21 protein-coding genes are annotated in these 17,370 nt (G+C 33.6%); 6 read left to right on the top strand and 15 right to left on the bottom strand.

The window, feature by feature from the left end:
* Positions 1-9: 9 nt before the first annotated feature.
* Positions 10-507, bottom strand: a complete 498-nt coding sequence (locus ACQKNR_RS19460) for an N-acetyltransferase family protein (protein WP_427319748.1) — start codon at positions 505-507, stop codon at positions 10-12.
* A 194-nt stretch (positions 508-701) separates the two neighbouring features.
* Positions 702-1,856, bottom strand: a complete 1,155-nt coding sequence (spoIIP, locus tag ACQKNR_RS19455; RefSeq protein WP_427319746.1) for a stage II sporulation protein SpoIIP — start codon at positions 1,854-1,856, stop codon at positions 702-704.
* Between the two features lie 89 nt (positions 1,857-1,945).
* Here spoIIP and ACQKNR_RS19450 point away from each other — a divergent pair, with 89 nt between their 5' ends.
* Complete coding sequence (locus ACQKNR_RS19450; RefSeq protein WP_427319744.1) at positions 1,946-2,251, top strand: hypothetical protein; 306 nt, start codon at positions 1,946-1,948, stop codon at positions 2,249-2,251.
* A 4-nt stretch (positions 2,252-2,255) separates the two neighbouring features.
* Positions 2,256-2,561, top strand: coding sequence for a permease (locus tag ACQKNR_RS19445; RefSeq protein ID WP_427319742.1), 306 nt, complete (start codon positions 2,256-2,258; stop codon positions 2,559-2,561).
* Here ACQKNR_RS19445 and ACQKNR_RS19440 read toward each other — a convergent pair.
* The 4 genes from ACQKNR_RS19440 to cbpA form a co-directional block, all read right to left on the bottom strand.
* The gene (locus ACQKNR_RS19440) at positions 2,534-3,061 is read right to left on the bottom strand and encodes a DUF1572 domain-containing protein (protein WP_427319741.1); all 528 of its coding nucleotides are present in this window, start codon (positions 3,059-3,061) and stop codon (positions 2,534-2,536) included. The genes ACQKNR_RS19445 and ACQKNR_RS19440 overlap by 28 nt on opposite strands.
* An 18-nt stretch (positions 3,062-3,079) precedes the next feature.
* Complete coding sequence (csaA, locus tag ACQKNR_RS19435) at positions 3,080-3,409, bottom strand: chaperone CsaA (RefSeq protein WP_427319739.1); 330 nt, start codon at positions 3,407-3,409, stop codon at positions 3,080-3,082.
* Between the two features lie 66 nt (positions 3,410-3,475).
* Complete coding sequence (brnQ4, locus tag ACQKNR_RS19430; RefSeq protein WP_427319915.1) at positions 3,476-4,813, bottom strand: branched-chain amino acid transport system II carrier protein BrnQ4; 1,338 nt, start codon at positions 4,811-4,813, stop codon at positions 3,476-3,478.
* A 436-nt stretch (positions 4,814-5,249) separates the two neighbouring features.
* Positions 5,250-5,897, bottom strand: a complete 648-nt coding sequence (cbpA, locus tag ACQKNR_RS19425) for a cyclic di-AMP binding protein CbpA (protein WP_193410974.1) — start codon at positions 5,895-5,897, stop codon at positions 5,250-5,252.
* A 255-nt stretch (positions 5,898-6,152) separates the two neighbouring features.
* On the opposite strand from cbpA, the gene ACQKNR_RS19420 reads away from it, so the two are divergent.
* The 3 genes from ACQKNR_RS19420 (at position 6,153) to ACQKNR_RS19410 (ending at position 9,022) form a co-directional block, all read left to right on the top strand.
* Complete coding sequence (locus ACQKNR_RS19420; protein ID WP_427319737.1) at positions 6,153-7,022, top strand: hypothetical protein; 870 nt, start codon at positions 6,153-6,155, stop codon at positions 7,020-7,022.
* Positions 7,023-7,230: 208 nt separating this feature from the next.
* Positions 7,231-8,538, top strand: a complete 1,308-nt coding sequence (locus ACQKNR_RS19415) for a hemolysin family protein (protein WP_427319735.1) — start codon at positions 7,231-7,233, stop codon at positions 8,536-8,538.
* Position 8,539: 1 nt separating this feature from the next.
* Positions 8,540-9,022, top strand: a complete 483-nt coding sequence (locus ACQKNR_RS19410) for a DUF456 domain-containing protein (RefSeq protein ID WP_427319733.1) — start codon at positions 8,540-8,542, stop codon at positions 9,020-9,022.
* A 24-nt stretch (positions 9,023-9,046) separates the two neighbouring features.
* On the opposite strand, the gene ACQKNR_RS19405 is transcribed toward ACQKNR_RS19410, so the two are convergent.
* The 4 genes from ACQKNR_RS19405 to cls all read right to left on the bottom strand — a co-directional run bounded on the left by ACQKNR_RS19405 (position 9,047) and on the right by cls (position 11,805).
* Positions 9,047-9,667, bottom strand: a complete 621-nt coding sequence (locus ACQKNR_RS19405) for an NAD(P)-dependent oxidoreductase (RefSeq protein ID WP_427319731.1) — start codon at positions 9,665-9,667, stop codon at positions 9,047-9,049.
* Between the two features lie 101 nt (positions 9,668-9,768).
* Positions 9,769-9,948 carry a hypothetical protein gene (locus ACQKNR_RS19400; RefSeq protein WP_427319729.1) on the bottom strand — a complete coding sequence of 60 codons (180 nt, stop codon included), beginning with the start codon at positions 9,946-9,948 and terminating at the stop codon, positions 9,769-9,771.
* Positions 9,949-10,130: 182 nt separating this feature from the next.
* Positions 10,131-10,589, bottom strand: coding sequence for a spore coat protein (locus ACQKNR_RS19395; protein WP_427319728.1), 459 nt, complete (start codon positions 10,587-10,589; stop codon positions 10,131-10,133).
* 31 nt (positions 10,590-10,620) lie between these two features.
* Entirely contained in the window at positions 10,621-11,805 is a 1,185-nt protein-coding gene (cls, locus tag ACQKNR_RS19390; RefSeq protein WP_427319727.1) for a cardiolipin synthase, read from the bottom strand.
* Between the two features lie 160 nt (positions 11,806-11,965).
* On the opposite strand from cls, the gene ACQKNR_RS19385 reads away from it, so the two are divergent.
* On the top strand, positions 11,966-12,052 hold the full coding sequence (locus ACQKNR_RS19385) for a YjcZ family sporulation protein (protein WP_000505094.1): 87 nt from the start codon (positions 11,966-11,968) through the stop codon (positions 12,050-12,052).
* Between the two features lie 126 nt (positions 12,053-12,178).
* On the opposite strand, the gene ACQKNR_RS19380 is transcribed toward ACQKNR_RS19385, so the two are convergent.
* From ACQKNR_RS19380 to ACQKNR_RS19360, 5 genes are all read right to left on the bottom strand, one after another.
* A complete protein-coding gene (locus tag ACQKNR_RS19380) occupies positions 12,179-12,685 on the bottom strand; it encodes an acyl-CoA thioesterase (RefSeq protein ID WP_375809921.1) in 507 nt (168 codons plus the stop codon).
* 199 nt (positions 12,686-12,884) lie between these two features.
* On the bottom strand, positions 12,885-13,754 hold the full coding sequence (locus ACQKNR_RS19375) for a TIGR03943 family putative permease subunit (RefSeq protein ID WP_427319725.1): 870 nt from the start codon (positions 13,752-13,754) through the stop codon (positions 12,885-12,887).
* 3 nt (positions 13,755-13,757) lie between these two features.
* A complete protein-coding gene (locus tag ACQKNR_RS19370; RefSeq protein ID WP_002171532.1) occupies positions 13,758-14,654 on the bottom strand; it encodes a permease in 897 nt (298 codons plus the stop codon).
* Between the two features lie 198 nt (positions 14,655-14,852).
* Positions 14,853-15,794, bottom strand: a complete 942-nt coding sequence (locus tag ACQKNR_RS19365; RefSeq protein ID WP_000932389.1) for a magnesium transporter CorA family protein — start codon at positions 15,792-15,794, stop codon at positions 14,853-14,855.
* 184 nt (positions 15,795-15,978) lie between these two features.
* Positions 15,979-17,358, bottom strand: a complete 1,380-nt coding sequence (locus tag ACQKNR_RS19360) for a putative polysaccharide biosynthesis protein (RefSeq protein WP_427319724.1) — start codon at positions 17,356-17,358, stop codon at positions 15,979-15,981.
* Positions 17,359-17,370: the final 12 nt, after the last annotated feature.

Raw genomic sequence — 17,370 nt, 5'->3', positions numbered from 1 at the left:
AACGACCTCTTATTTTAATAATTTGGCCATTTCATACTCATCGATGTCCTTTCCATCGATAATAAGAGCAGCTCTTTTGACACCTTCTTTCTCAAATCCAATTTTTTTATATAGTGCCTGAGCTCTTGTATTGTGGGCCATTACCGTCAATTCTAAACGCCATACATCATGTAATCTTGCCCACTTCTCAACCTCTTTAAACAATCTCGTCCCAATACCTCGCCCACTACACTCTTGCAAAATTCCAATTACAATGGTTGCCACATGCCTCTTTCTTTGAATGTTATTTCCATTCACTAAAATAAACCCTACTATTCTCTCATCTTCAGTTGCTACAAATATGATTGCAGTTTCATTCTCTATAAATCGATGAATCATTTGTTCTTGTTTCTTGACTGTAATTTTTCTTTCTCCTGGTTCATATAACATAAATTTCGTTTCTTCATCTAATTGCTTACTTAATTGCAAAAATGATGCAGCATCTTCTATTCTGATCTCCCTAATCACCTAAATCACCCTGCCAATTTCATATTTAAAAAATTTTCCTTGTAAAAAGATTTTCTCTACTATTTCGAAAATTCCTTTCTAAATCTACCAGTATAAATTGACAAATTTCGATATCACTATAACAATGACAAATTATGTCTATTATGTGACGTCTTATCATTCCAAAACAAAAAACGTAAGCTTTACACTTACGTTTAGCCATTCACCTTTTCTGCCTGCCAAAAATATTCACCAAATGCTTTAGCAAGTACATCAATCGATCGATTTAATTCTTCTTCGGTATTATCTACTCCGCCAACTTCAATTAATATCGCTTGTCCTGATAAATCTTGATTATAAACTCCATTTCCTGATTGAAAGCCTTTTTGAATTACTCCTCGGCTCACCCCTGGATATTTCTTATTAATCGTCTCATGTAAAGCCGTTGCTAATTGTAAGTTCTTTTCATAATTTTTATTACCTTTTCCAACCACAAATGCAAGCTTCGCGTATGATTTATCTCCAATTGTTTTTGTTGTAACATTTTTCCGTGCACTATCACGATGCAAGTCAAAAAAGTATTGGAGTTCTTTATTACCAGTCATAGCTTGTTGTACAATTTCTCGTGACATTTTATAAGAACTATTACTATTTAATCCTTTACTTATCAACTTTTGACCGACATCAGTCTTATCGTTAGTAGCCCCTATACCTTCGTTTTCTAACTGTTCACGAAATCGATCGCCGACTATCGAAATGTTCGTTGCAGAACTCGTTGCTTTATTCGGATCTGGATCATTCGTTAAGTTAAGTAGCGGCAAATAAGATTCCCAACTATGTGTATGATAAATAAATGCAACTTGCCTCTTCCCCGTTGTTTGAGCTGGTTGTTTCTTCTCTTTGTTCGTATCGGGCTTTGGAACTTGTCCAGTTTCTCCAATCCGTTCTTTCACAACTTCTTCAAGAGGAACACTTGACTCTATCGGTAAGTTGGAGTAATTTGTTCCCTCACCTGCTATAACGATTTCTGTATCATACTTACCAAATCCAGGAAGTTCTTTCCCTACAAAACTACGCACATCATCAAAACGAATATTTGTAGCCATAGAAAAGAGGAATGAAGAGATTGAAAAGTCTTGATTCAAATTCCGATACTCCTGTGTAAAATAATGATTTTCTTTCCCAAGAACGTACATATATCCATTCATCGATAACTCATTTAGCCAGTTATATAAATACGTTGACTTCGTCTCTTTCAAGGAAGTTACCATCATACTAATAAGAAAGAAAGTCGCTAATACCGTAGTAATAACAAATAAAATGAACTTACGCATACTTGTGAACTTCACATAAAAAAAGCCTCGATTCATACTATCACCCTCTCTATTTCAAGTTATGTACAAGCTCTAGAGAATAGACCGCTTAAATTCCGGCTATATTGTTAACGAGGTGAATTGAATTGAAGCTACTAGTAGGAGCATTACCAATCGTTCTATCATTCATTTTTTATTTCGTTGCTAAGCATCCTAAAATCTATATTGTGTTGCATATTTCTGCGTACTTGGCACTATATGTACTCGGTACAATTATTTCTATTAATATATATGATGTTTTAATACAAGATTTAGTTTTCATGACAAGCATTCATGGAATTTTGCTAAATCCATTTTTCCTTATATCAGGAGCGTATATAGGAATATTCACTTTGTACCTACTGTTGTCTCACATTATTACAAAACTAACTACTATAAAAAATGGAGCGTAATGAAATGCAATCATCTTACATCTGTCATGCATGCAATAAAAGAATTGCAAGAAAGAAAGATCTTATTACGGCGACATGGTACTTCCGTTTTTATTTATTTCACAACAATTGTTTTAAACAGCAGCAACTGCTCATCTCGCGATTTATCCCTATAAATACTCTTTTTGGCTTCTTTCTTATTATATATGGACTTATTGTTGGGAGCATTCTTATGATTACAGAGCCATCTATCATTTGGTTTGTTTTTTTACTTCCTACCTTCTATCGCTTTCTTTCATATTATTATGTTGAACGTTTTTTCTCTAAATAAAGGGTAGATTGACCTCTAGGAATACTTAAACATTCCCAATCATTTTCTTTTAACATTTTACCAATGTAAATAATTTGTCCAATATGTAAAGCATAATGAGAAATTTGTCTTTCAATCGCTTGCATGACAGTAAGTGCTTCACCGCGAATGTATACTAGCTTCAATAAGTGGTCTGGCGTTATAGTATTCATTGTTTTAAAAACATATTCCCATCCTTCTTGCCACGCATGTAAAGCTTCCTGTTTTGAACTATAGCCACCTTCGAATTCACTATCTCGGTTACGATCTATTTTTTCGCCATCAGATGTTAAAAAATCTGTCCATCTCGAACGCATATTACCATGTAAATGCTTAATAATAATCGCAATGCTATTTGATTCTTCATGAGAAGACCATATAATTTGTTCATAAGTTAATTGAGAAAGTACTCGTTCTCCTTGTTTTTGTGTTGCTTTGAAATTCGAAATTGCACATTGTAAATATTCTCGTCCGATATCCAAATTCCCTCCACCTTTCCACTAACTAATTTTCGTTCCATTTGGCAGTTCCATATTCGGTTGAAGTAAAACCACATCACCCGCCTCAGGGACTCCGCCTAATACAAGCACTTCTGATTTAAATCCAGCTACACGCTTCGGCGGAAAGTTTACAATCGCGACGATTTGTTGACCGACTAAATATTCAGGATTGTATCTCTTCGTAATTTGAGCACTTGACTGCTTTATTCCAAGTTCTCCAAAATCAATTTCTAGTTTAATTGCTGGGACCCTCGCTTCTTTAAATTCCTCTGCATGTGTTACAGTTCCAATCCGTAAATCCAAATTTAAAAAATCTTCAAAATTAGCCATTTTATCATTCCTCCCAATTATTACTTAGACAAAATACAAAAATCCCCTTCAAAAAAAGAAAGATGCCTAAGCACCTTTCTTTTGTAATTCACTTGATTCATTTGATTTATAGAAGAAGAAACCGAGAACCCCTCCAATACATGATGGGATTAACCATCCTATTCCTTCTTCATATAATGGTAACATTTGTAAAACGTTAGAAATCGCGTCAATTTTAATGTTCGCACTTTCTAAACCATTAAAGAAACTAATTAACAACGCACCTAAAATAGCTCCAATATAAATTGTATTACGCTTTCCTATCCATTTATGGAAATACGAAAGAACGATTAATACAATTGCAACTGGATAAATGATCATTAATACTGGCAAAGTTACTGTGATTAATTGTGTTAATCCTAGATTTGATACAATTAAACTAAATCCACATACTAACGTTACAATCGTTTTATGCGAAAATTTCGGGAATAAGTTTGAAAAGAACCCTGCACAAGCAGATGTTAATCCAACAGAAGTTGTTAAACATGCAAGTGTAATTACAAGTCCTAATAAAATTTTTCCGCTCGTCCCATATAACTCATTTACAACATTCGTTAAAATAAGACCACCGTTTTCTGAGACACCAAGTGATGTACTTGTTGAGCCAAGATAAGCAAGTGATAAATAAATTAACGTTAAACCTAATACAGCAATAATACCTGATACGACCGTTATTTTTGCAATTTGTCCACTCTCTTTTATTCCTTTAGAGCGAATAACTTGCACAACAACAATTCCAAATACAAGCGCACTAATCGCATCCATCGTTAAATACCCTTGAATAAATCCACCAAAGAAAGCATTTTCTTTGTAAGCAGCTAACGGCGCAGCTGGTGCTCCAATCGGATCAATTATTGCCTTTCCAACAATAACAGCAACAATTAATACTAATAATGGGGTAAGAAACTTCCCGAACCAATCGACTAATTTAGATGGATTTAATGATAAATACCACGTAATTCCGAAGAAGACTACAGTGTAAAGGAATAGCATGTACCATTCTGAAACCATTGCTTCTGATAAAAACGGCTTCATTCCCATTTCAAACGAAACAGCTCCAGTACGCGGAATCGCGAAGAATGGCCCAATTGCTAAGTAACTAACTAGCGGAAAAATAAACGCGAATACAGGATGAACTCTAGAAGATAACGCTTTCAAGTCCCCCTCTACAAACGCGACAGCTGTTACAGCTAATAGGGGTAAACCGACTCCTGTTACGAGGAATCCAATTGTAGCAATCCATACATTCTCTCCTGCTTGTTGACCTAAAACTGGCGGAAAAATTAAATTTCCTGCTCCTAAAAATAATGCAAATAGCATTAAACCAATTGCTACTGTATCACCTGGCCTTAAACGTCCCTTCATACTTTTCATTGCATAGCACTTTCTCATTGTTTATCTCTATTTTCACAATATGCTATGCACCCTCCTCTCTGCTCAAGATGATAAAATATGCCCCTTACAAAGTAGCGTCTTTCTCCATAATTTCTCCATTCCCCTTTTCATTACTCTAAATATTAAATTTTGATTTTTTTGAATATTTAAATCATTAGAGTGTTATTACGTGGAGTATAGTTGTCAGACCTCTTTGTTTTTATCACACATATAGTAACATATTTAGTTGAAAAATAAAAACATATTTTCAAATTGATTTTTTCGAAAATCAAAATTATCTACTTTTTTATTCTTTTACACAAATTTTATTCAGGCACTACATCTTTTCTATATTGTTATCTAACAATAACTTTATATAGATAACATAGCAAAAACCATCCAACATAAATTAGATGGCTTTTGTATGTTACTCTATCGTTTCAACTTCACGTGGATTATTCATCTCTTCTACATACACAACCCTAAACCCATGATCTTCTAAATCCTTTAATAACGTTTCTAATTCAATATCTTCAAACTCTTCTCCTAATGTAAACATAATTCTACGAACTAATAGAGCATCATTATCAAAAGTCATTAAACTTTGAATACCAGTATATTTCTTTAAAACTGTCGATAACTTTTGAATTGCGCCATTATAGTCTTGTGTTCCAATCATGACAGAGTATTTACTAGAATGAACTCCCCAAGCATCCTCTAATAACTCAAATACTTTTTTATGCGTTAAGATTCCAAGGAAAATTCCTTTTTCGTCAACTACTGATAAATAAGGTAATTTTTTTATTGTAAAAAATACTTTAAAGAAGGAAGAATCTTCTCTCACATATCCATCTTTATCGTTCAATAATTGTAATACACTCTCGTCGAGTGAACCTTTATATTCTAAAATATCTACTTTATATATATTCCCTAAATATTTCTCTTTTTTTTCATCTAAAACTGGTACACAACGATACCCGGTTTTATTCAAATGCTCCAGCGCTTCCCCTATCGTAATTGAACTTGAGCACAGTAAAACTTCCCTTTTCGGCACATAATTCCCTTTAATCCTCATAAAAAGCCTCCTTATGTTAAAATACTTTCTGTGCCATAACTATATTATATTTTCAGAAAAAAATAAATAATTTATTTTATTTTTCTGAAAATTTTTCATTTTCTTGTCATAATTTATTCACGATTCATTCACTTCTATAACCCATATATTCAAACACTCTCTGAGTTTCTTTAAGAAAAATATATTGTAACTTACTCTGAAAAAAGCTAAAATAAGAATAAGAATTTTCTGAATATTCTAAGAGTAGGTGATTATATGACTTTGTTGCGCTCACATATATATAAATTTTTCATTGGTGTTCTCATTATTTTTATTATTAGCCCTATTCCAGCATTACTCATTACACATAAATACTCATACTTAACTGGATTCATAAGTATATTTCAGAATTTCTCACACCTTTCTTCTATATCTATTCCAAAAATTGACTGGATGCATGAATCTATTTTTTTCTCAGCAAATCAGATGATACATACTTCTAACCATGATACACCGTTATTCCCTTACATTTGGGAAATATATTTTTTATCGACTGTTCGTTTTACCTTTACTCTTGCAATCGGATTCTTCATAAGTTTAGGTGTCGGCTATTTATTTATTAAAGCTCCTAATTGTTTTAAAAGGTTTGCTTCTTTTTTAAGCTGGATTCCTTATTCTTTTTGCACTGTATTATTACAATGCTCAGCCTTATTACTACTCCTATACAGCGCAAAATTCATCAAAATTCCTTACTACTCTTCTTTTATCATCGTATGTAGTACTTCCATGATTATCGTTATGCAAGCAATAAAAAAATGGATTCCTTTCTTAAACAACACAAATGAATATGAAATAAAAAACTTTTCTTTTCTTGTGGATACATTATTTTTGGCGCTTACTTCGAATCATAAATCCATTTTAGGTTCCGTTATTCTTTCATTCGTTTTTATGGAATGCGTCTTTCATGCGAATGGACTATTACAATTTATCGTTCAATATGGCGGAAGTACACCTGTAATTGTTACAATTGGTTTATTACTATTGTACATCCCTTACAGTATACTCTCTTTTCTTCAAACACTATGGACGACAAACTACTTCAAACAGCAAACATATACTTTAACGAGAAGTATTTCAAAACCGTAATTTAAAATAACCCCCTATATTCCGAAAGTAGGGGGTTATTCCTTTTGTATAGCGGACAAAATAACAGCAAATTCAAAAACTACTATAGAAACATACCAATATTTGCCCTTTTTCTTTGACTATTCTTTTCATTTGGATTTATTATAAAAGTATAACATAATTGCAGGAGGTGACATCTTTATTCCAAACTTCGGAATAGAGAACACACTTGGACATATTAAATATTTTTCTCATCTTTGTACTTATCCTTATTTCCGGCTTTTTCGTTGCATCAGAATTCGCTGTTGTAAAAGTACGAAAAAGTCGAATTGACCAACTTGCAAATGAAGGTAATAAACAAGCTTTAGCTGCAAGAAGTGTCCTATCTAATTTAGATGTTTATTTATCAGCTTGTCAGCTTGGGATTACTATTACATCTTTAGGGCTTGGTTGGCTTGGTGAACCAACAGTGGAGCATATATTACGACCGCTTTTTGAAAAAATTAATATTACTGGAGCAATGGCGAACACGTTATCATTTATTATTGCTTTTAGTGTTATTACTTTTTTCCATGTCGTATTAGGTGAATTAGTTCCAAAGTCTTTCGCAATTCAAAAAGCAGAAGCAATTACACTTAAGTTTGCTAAACCGCTTATTTTGTTTGATAAAATCATGTATCCATTCATTTGGTCACTTAATAGTACAGCTGTATTTTTCACAAAGTTATTTGGTTTAGAGCCTGCGAAAGAAAATGAACTTGCTCATTCTGAAGAAGAATTACGACTCATTTTAGGTGAAAGTTTTAAAAGCGGTGAAATCAACCAAACAGAATATAAATATGTAAATAATATTTTCGAATTTGATGACCGAGTTGCGAAAGAAATCATGGTTCCTCGTACTGAAATGATTTGCTTATCTATCGAAAATACGTTAGAAGAAAATATGACTATCGTCGCAACTGAAAAGTATACACGCTATCCTATAATTGAAAAAGATAAAGATGACATTATCGGCATGATAAATACGAAAGAAGTATTTCACGATCAAACTAAAGGGATTTATAAACCACTTGAATCCTATATACATCCCGTTCTAACTGTGTTTGAAACAGTTCCAATTCGCAAAACGTTAGTACATCTTCAAAAGAATCGCGTTCAGATGGCAATTGTTGTGGATGAATATGGTGGTACTGCTGGACTTTTAACAATGGAGGATATTCTTGAAGAAATCATTGGAGAGATTCAAGATGAATTTGATGCGGATGAATCACCAATGATTGAAAAGCGAACTCCTAAGCTTACTGTTTTAGATGGCAAAGTACTAATTTCTGAAGTAAATGATATGTTTGGCCTGCATATTGATGATAGCGACTTAGATACAATTGGAGGCTGGCTTCTCTCTCAAGCGATTGACTTAAATATTGAAGTTGGTTATTCCATTGAATATGCCGGTTTTCAATTTAAAGCAATAGAACTTGATGGACATCAAATCAAGAAAATTGCTGTACATAAATTAGATACAAAAAAGGAGTTATAAAGTGACGGTTTTATTAACACTCTGTATCATTGCCTGTTTCATTGTTTCATTTCTCGCCTTCATTTACCCTATTATCCCAGGCATTCTAGCTGTATGGGCTGGATATCTCATTTACCATTTTGGTATAAATGGAGGAGAGTTGACAACTTCTTTTTGGATTATTCAAGTCATTTTCACATTATTCATTTTCGTTGCTGATTTTATTGCAAATGGATATTTCTTAAAAAAATATGGAAGTTCTAAGTGGGGAGAACGTGTTGGTATGATTTCTATCATTGTCGGATCGTTCTTCTTCCCACCATTTGGTTTAATTATTATACCGTTCTTATCGGTATTTATAACAGAGCTCATGCATAAAAAGGCGCCAAAAGACGCCTTTCTAGTAGGAGTCGCTACTGTAGTTGGTTTTTTAAGTAGTACAGTAGCGAAAGCAATTCTCCAAATCATTATGATTATCATCTTCGTATGTTATATCATCTTTTAACCATCCCGATTTTGGGATGGTTTTTTAATACGAAATACCTACCCGACTATTTTCATATATGTTTTTATTACACAAATCCCATGTGAAATGTGCTGTATCACCAACTGTAATTTTCACTCCACCTTCTGGCAATATATCTTTTTCAGTTCGATATATCCCTGTCATATCACCGTCTATTAAATGTGTCGGGCAAACAACTGTCCAACATAATTCACTATGACTAAGTGCCTCATATGCAGCTAAATGATCCTCTGCTGCTGTTGTTGTTTTCCTTCTTGATTCTGTTGATTGGAAACGATATATACTTGGATTTGTTCTTGCTTGTAAAATACCAGCTGTTCCTATTGTAATGATTTTCTTAATGCCTTCTTCTTCCATATACTTTATAATGTTTGGCATACTCTTCGCTAATGTCCCATTCCGATCAGTTCCAAGAGCACTAATTACAATATCACATCCTTTTATCGCTTCCTTTATACCGTTTCTGTTTAATACATTTCCTTCTATAACTTGTAACCTTTCATGCTTTATTTCCATTCTATTCAAATCACGAACTAGTGCCGTCACTTCAGCTGAATCCTTTAATGCTAATTTTATTATGTTTGAACCTACTCGACCTGTCGCTCCTAATATACATACTTTCATTATTTTCTCCTCTTTCATTCTTTCTTTCTATTTTTCCGTAAAATTAATTAATATTCAACAAAAAAGCTTCCCCATATACTTGAGGAAGCTCTATTTTCACTTTATTTTTTTTCTTTAGAATCAGAAGACTGTTCAGTTCCGCTTGTTTCTTTATCCTTTTTTTCATCTTGTTGTGTTGTTTTATCGTCCTCTTTCTTCTTGTCCTCACCTTTACTACAACCTACCATTAATAAAGAACTTGCAAGTGCCATAGCAGTTAATGATTTAACCCATTTGTTCATTTGCGCTTCCTCCTTTTGATAGAATATGTACAATCCCATATTACTCTCTATTTTTAAAGGAGAAATTGAAAAATAGTAAATATACGGTAAATATTTGTAAATTTACTGATAATAGATACACGTAGTTCTTTTCTCTCCATGAAATAAAAAAACTAAGGCGCCTCTCGTTCCGCCTTAGTTTCTTATGCAAACTTCTCATTTTCATATACATGTGTAATTTTATATTCCTTCTTTACAACATATTGCCACACACTATAAACGTAACGGTTCATTTTCAGGAAACAATTTTCCAAAAACGAGCGAAATTCTGGATTTGCAACTTCCACTGCAACTTGAGCAAACTTTAATGCTAATCGTTTCAAATGTGAAATATAACAGATTGCAATATGGATATCTTCTGTATATGTACTATCTGTTTCCTTCTCCACTTCAGGCAAATGAAACGATATCGGTTCACAAGTTATATGCTGTATATTCTCTCCTTCTTGAAAATTCACTTGTTCATTATATGCTTGTAACATATACGGTAAATGCTGCTGTAATAGCTTCTTTAATTCTTCATCTCTGACTTTTCCAGTATATTCTCCAACCTTATTTATGAGCATGTAACTATATCTCATTAAATCTTTCATACAGTCCATTAAAGTGCCTCCCTTCTCTATTGTCTATATGCTATAAGTATGATGCAATAACATTCGATATTCTTGCTAAAAACCAATCCCATCTACTAATTTTCTCAAAATCTTCTTCAAAAAATCGTTTTGATTTATGAAAGTCTTCCTTTAATCGACTCCATACGTTAGCAACAACTGTTTTGTCATATATAACACAGTTAGATTCGCAATTTAAATAAAAGCTTCTATTATCAAAATTCGCTGTACCAATATCAACAATTTCTCCATCAATGATTGTTACTTTCCCGTGAAAAAATCCATTTCGATATTGATAAATTTCCGCTCCAGCATGTAACATGTCTTTTAAATACGGATAGGCAGCTTGTTTTAATAATACGGCATCGCTTTTAAATGGCACGAGAATTTTCACATTGACACCACGATTTAATGCATCTTTTAACTCTTTTATCATTTCTTTACTTGGTACAAAATATGGTGTGGCGATGATTAAAGACTTTTTAGCCTGTTTTAAAAGCGCCCCATATTTCTGCCATAAACCTTTTCCATCTGAAAATAAATATTGATACTTTACATTTCCTTGTGCAGGTAGGCTTTCATGTACAGGTATTTTTTCTCCAGTATCTTCTTCCCAATCTTTAGCAAACCTTCTTTCCATATCCGTTGCACCGTTCCCATCGATGCGTGCATGATAATCACGCCATGGACCAAATTTCGGATCTTGTCCAAGATACTCCTTTCCAATATTAAAGCCACCGATGTATGATACCTTTCCATCTATCGTAACAATGCGTCTATGATTCCGCTGATGCAAAGAATAGAATACATTTTTCAGTTTTGGTTTTTTACTAAATGTAAACTTAACACCATTACTTTTTAATTGATTAATTATCTTTTTCTTCAGCTTAAATCCACCTATTCGATCGACTGATAGTTTCACCTCTACTCCACTAGATGCTTTTTTCTCTAATAACTGTAGAAATTCTTGGCTTATTTCATCTTTACCTACAATATAAAAATGAATATATATATACTTTTCTGCATGCTTTATATCCACAAATAAATTCCTATATAACTCTTCTCCGTTCGTATATAGTTGAAATTCGCCTAATCGAACTTGTCCCACTTCATATTCACTAGCCATTTTTTTCCCCATTTCCACATCGATGTTCATCCAAATGAATACACCTATTAAGCAAAAGATTACAGTGAAAAAGTACTTCATGAATACTTTCCTTTCTCCACTTACTGTTATTCCTATATCTTTCCTTTTTTAATACATTATGATTCAAGAAAATATGTCCTTACATGATATATGTCCATATCAAACAAGAGCCCATTTGCATATTGTATGTTGTATCTTAAAATAAAAGGAGGAAATAACAATGGGCTTCGCACATGGTAATGGATTTGCGCTATTAGTCGTATTATTTATCCTCTTAATCATCGTCGGTGCTGCTTGCTTCTGCTAAGTAGTTATTGTCACGCGATAAGTGGATGAAAAAACTATAAAAGCGGACACCTAATTTTAGGTGTCCGCTTTTCATATTAAAACCATTCCTGTCTATCATGGTAACATTAATGGCTAAGTATTTACTTCAAAAAGTTAGCAATGTGGCTACTTTCTTACTCTCCGCCTTACGAATATGACGTTGTTCTGCACGTAACACAGCAATACGATGTAATTCTTTCTCTTCTTCTGTTTCAGGGATTACACGCGGCACAGGAACCGGATTATTTTCCTTACTCAGTGCAACAAAAGTAACAAATGACGTTGCTGCTATACGTTTCTCACCTGAAATTAAGTCTTCTGCTACTACCTTCACAAATACTTCCATAGAAGTTCTCCCCGTCCAAATTACGAAAGATTCATAACTAACACAATCTGAAGAACGAACAGGGTGTAAGAAATCAACCCAATCCATAGACGCTGTGACACATTCTTTTCTTGCGTGTCTCGTTGCTGAAATAGAAGCAACCATATCCATCTCCGCTAATATCTTTCCACCAAATAACGTATTATGATCATTCAAATCTGTTGGAAATACTCGGCTCGTTTTAAACACTCTTGACTCATTAACTGTTTTTCCCTTTACTTCAGTCATTGTTATCGCCCCTTTGATTATTTATCCCGCTATTTGCGAGTAGCAATACTCCCAAACAAAGAAGTTAGGCGGGAGTCGGGCTACCCGTATACGCCCGATTGGTTCCAAAAATATCCCAATAATCACTACACTAAGTGAACTACACGCTTAATATTAACAACATTCAGAACTTTTAGTCCATAAAAAAGAACCGATGTTATCAATCGGCTCCTCTAAATACATATTGTTCTTTCGGCTGTTCAACTTTATTCCATTTCGTTACTTCTAAAACAGGAATATTTGCATGGAACGGTTGATAAAACTCAGTTGAAATTTCTCCCTCTACTTGAATCCAGTCATCATTATTCCATTCTACACCTTCTGGCTTTTTCACTAACATACCGTATACGCCAGAATCTGCTACACAGTGTATAATACCAAAGCGGAATAAGAAGTATTGATCTTTTTTAGAAGAATCATCTCGGAAAACAAACCCTTTAAATGATAAAGTCTTTCCAGTAAACTCACCAGGATAATTATAAATTGTCTCCATACCCTTGAGGAAATCCTCATCTTTTAATGCAATATTGTCTTTTGTAACAAACTCTTTCTTCCCTTTTTCCATTACACCACGATATCCTTCTTTTCCGTAATAAATACTCGTATCTGGTCTTAAGAATTGTCTTGTCATAAATGGATCTTTACTTTCCGCTTGTGCAACAGGAAAATGAAACCCCTTCGCTTTAACAATGTCCGAATCTAATGTTGCAATTGGGAAAAATAATCCTGAAATAATCGGGAAACAGAACAATGTGTACGAAAATGCTTTTTTCCACCATGTATTTTCATCTTTCGAATGATCGTGCCCACAATGGCTATGATCACAACTACAATCTTGTTTCTCTTTTTCCTTTTGATGCTCTTTCTGGAAAACGATAATAATTTGTACAAGCGTTAAGAAACCTAAAATAATAGCTGCAGTTTTTGATAAATAAGCATACTTCATATTTATATATTTCGTAATGTTACCGGAAATATGAAGCTGCCCAATTAAAATTGTGAAACCTAGTAAGATATATACCCGAAACATAACCTACCACCCCATCGCATAAATGAGTAGTGAGCTTGCATAAACAACAAGTGTAACTGTAACTATCACAACAATTACAAATCTTGTTTTAAATGTCGCAAGCATCATAAACATATTTTTAATATCCACCATCGGTCCATAAACGAGGAACGCGACAAGTGACGCTGTTGAAAATGTACTTTGGAACGAAGAAGCAATAAATGCATCTGCCTCTGAACAAAGTGATAATATATAAGCAAGTCCCATCATTACAGCTGATGAAGAAAACGGACCTTGCCCAATAGCAAGCAACGTTGAAGTTTGTACAAACGTTTGAACTGCGGCAGCAATTAACGCTCCTAACACTAAATATTTACCCATTGAGAAAAATTCCTCAACAGCATGTGTACATACATCCCACATTTTTTTACGTAATGGACGTTTATGGTTCACTTCTGGGAAGTGGTCATCTCTTAATTGATGCTCTTTAAACATAAATGATAATATAACTCCAACAATAATTGCTACGACAATCGCTACAATAGAGCGATACCATACCATGTGCATACTACTCCCAAAGGCAACATATGTTGCAAATAATACAACTGGATTAATAATTGGTCCAGTTAGCATGAATGCAATTCCTGCGTATGGTGGAACGCCTTTTCCGATTAACCTTCTTACAATCGGAACAATTCCACATTCACACCCTGGAAACATCATACCTAAAAAAGTAGCTAATAAAACAGACAGAAATCGGTTCTTTGGCATCCATTTTGCCACCATATCTTCTGTCACAAACATTTGAATGAATCCTGAAATAAATACACCAATTAGCACAAAAGGAAGTGCTTCGATTAATATTGAGATAAATATTGTATTCATTTGCAGGAATGCTTTCGGTAATTGAAACAATTCCATGATGTATTTCCTCCAACTTTTCATTAACAATATGTAATTTTAACCCTATTTTATTAATTGGACAAGGCTTATAGAGAATTCATAACCTCTATACACTTTACATTTTATAAGCTATATTCTATTTCAAAATTGAGATTTTATAGCAAAAAAGCTGTTCTAGCGCAGTTTTATAACTATGCTAGAGCAGCTTTCTTAACGTTAAAAGTAACGTTTCTTCCAAAAAACAAATGCTAAAGTGAAAGATAATGTTACACATATTATTAATACAATTACAAAACCATGAGCCTCACCTTCAAACGGAACCTTTACGTTCATTCCAAAGAAACTCGAAACCATCGTTGGTAAAGATAAGATGATTGTAATAGACGTCAACAGTTTCATAACACTATTTAAATTATTTGATATAACGGAGCTAAAAGTATTCATCATTCCACTTAAAATGTGACTATATATTTCCGCCATTTCAATAGCCTGCTTATTTTCAATTAATACATCTTCTAATAAATCTTGATCGTCTTCATACATTTTTAAAAATGTACTATTACGCATTAATTTTTGAATTACAATTTTATTAGCCTTTAACGATGTTGTAAAGTATACTAAACTTTTTTCAAGGCCTAACAATGTAAAAATCTCTTTATTTTTCATTGACTGATTTAATTGATGCTCCAAATCGATTGTTTTTCGATTTATTTGCTTTAAGTATCTTAAATAATAAGTAGAAATCGTATATAAGAGCTGAAGTGCAAAACGCGTCTTTTTAAACGTATAAAATTCTTTAATACGTTGATTAATAAAACGTTCAAAAATTGGATTCTCTTCTAGACAAATTGTAACAAAACAATCTGGCATTACAATCATACCTATTGGAATCGTGTCATAAATCGAATTTCCTTCTTCATCATGTCTAACTGTCGGAATATCCACGATGATTAAAGTATTATTGTCTTCCTTTTCAATACGAGAGCGTTCTTCATCATCCAAAGGGTCTTTAATGAAATCTAAGTCTACATTTAAAGTTTGTACTAAATACTGAATTTCTTCTTCCGTTGGATGAAGTACATTAATCCAGCAACCCTTTTGCATTTCCTCAATCTCTTGTAGTTTTCCGTTTCGGTCTGTTAAATAAATATTTAACATACTATCACCCCGATTCTTTTTACATGTAGGAATCTACCTCTCTTAAATAACAGTTTTTGAACCGCCATTCTCAGCATATGAAACATACGTTTAAATTTCAATAGAAAAATTATTTTGAAAACGTTTTTATAAGAAAAATCTTAAAAACATAGAAAAAGACAGAGTGTTCTCTGCCTTAAAAAGCTTATGTTGCCTTTATAACATATTTAGAAAGCATCCACAAGTTAAAACCAACTGAAATCGTATAGCCAGCGTATGTTGAAATGATAAAACTTACATAATCGAAATAAGGAAGCAATACAATATTCAAAATTATCTTAACAACAATTCCCATTACTAACCCTAGTACTGTTTTCTGCTGCTGATTTATTCCTTGTAGCATCGCGGCCGTTACTGTAAAGAGAGAAAATAGTATACAAGCTGGAGCATAATACTGTAAAACAACACTCCCCATTTCCGGATCATTTCCAGAACCAAATAAAAGAGTATATACCGGCTTTGCTAACAACATCATCCCAATTGCCGCTGGTACCGTAATCCCTACTACTAATACATTCGTCCTCGTAAAATGTTTGTACAGCAACTTCGCATTTCCTGCTGTATAAGCTTTTGTCATCTCTGGAACAAGGGACATACTAAAAGCGGTCGCAACGGAAACTGGGATAAGCACAACCATTTGGACAAGACCAATGATCGCATTGATTTTTTCCGCTTCCCCTTGCATATATCCAATTTGTATAAGTAGTTTATTAATTGTAAAAGTATCAATTGTCTGATACAACGGTATCGCTAAGCCAACCACAACAAACGGTATTGAATATGTAAAGAGCTCCTTATACAATGAGAAAAAAGATTTCGTTGTTTGTGGTATACTTGCCATCTCTTTTTTCTTTAAGTGCCTTCTCCTTCTTACATAATACGCACTTAAAACACTTAACCCACCTATAGCTCCCATAAATGCACCAAACGTTGAAATACCAACTGCTAAAGACACGGAAGCTTTTAAAATATATAAAACGAAAAAACTTCCTATCAAAATGGTTAATACCCGAAAAAACTGTTCCACAACTACACTTAGCGCAGAAGGTCCCATCGATTGAAACCCTTGAAAAAACCCTCTTAATAAACTCATTACTGGTACAAGTATTAACGCAAAACTTACAATTTGAATGTTAATAGTGACCGCCGTTACACTATTCCCCGTTTGATCAGTTCCATCGATTACAAGTTCAGCTAAATGCGGAGCTAATATATATAGCGTAAAACACGATATAACTCCCATTATTAACATAAAAACGATACCACTCTTTAGTACTCTCTTAACCGTATGATAATCATTTAGTTGATCATATTTTGATACCATCTTTGAAACAGCAAGTGGTAATCCCATCGTTGCTATGCTAAGCATAATGGTATAAGGACGGTATGCATATGTGTATAGAACGTACCCACTCGTACCGACCATTGCTGTAAATGGTATAACATATATAAACCCTAACATTTTAGATATCATCGTTGCCATCGTTAAAAATATCGTTCCACGTATAAACGGTGACCCTTTCATCACATTCCTCCG

The organism is Bacillus sp. NPDC094077 (genome assembly GCF_050279465.1).
GTDB lineage: Bacteria > Bacillota > Bacilli > Bacillales > Bacillaceae_G > Bacillus_A.
Note: the sequence above shows the minus strand (reverse complement) of the source record. Positions and strands in the feature narration are given on the sequence as shown.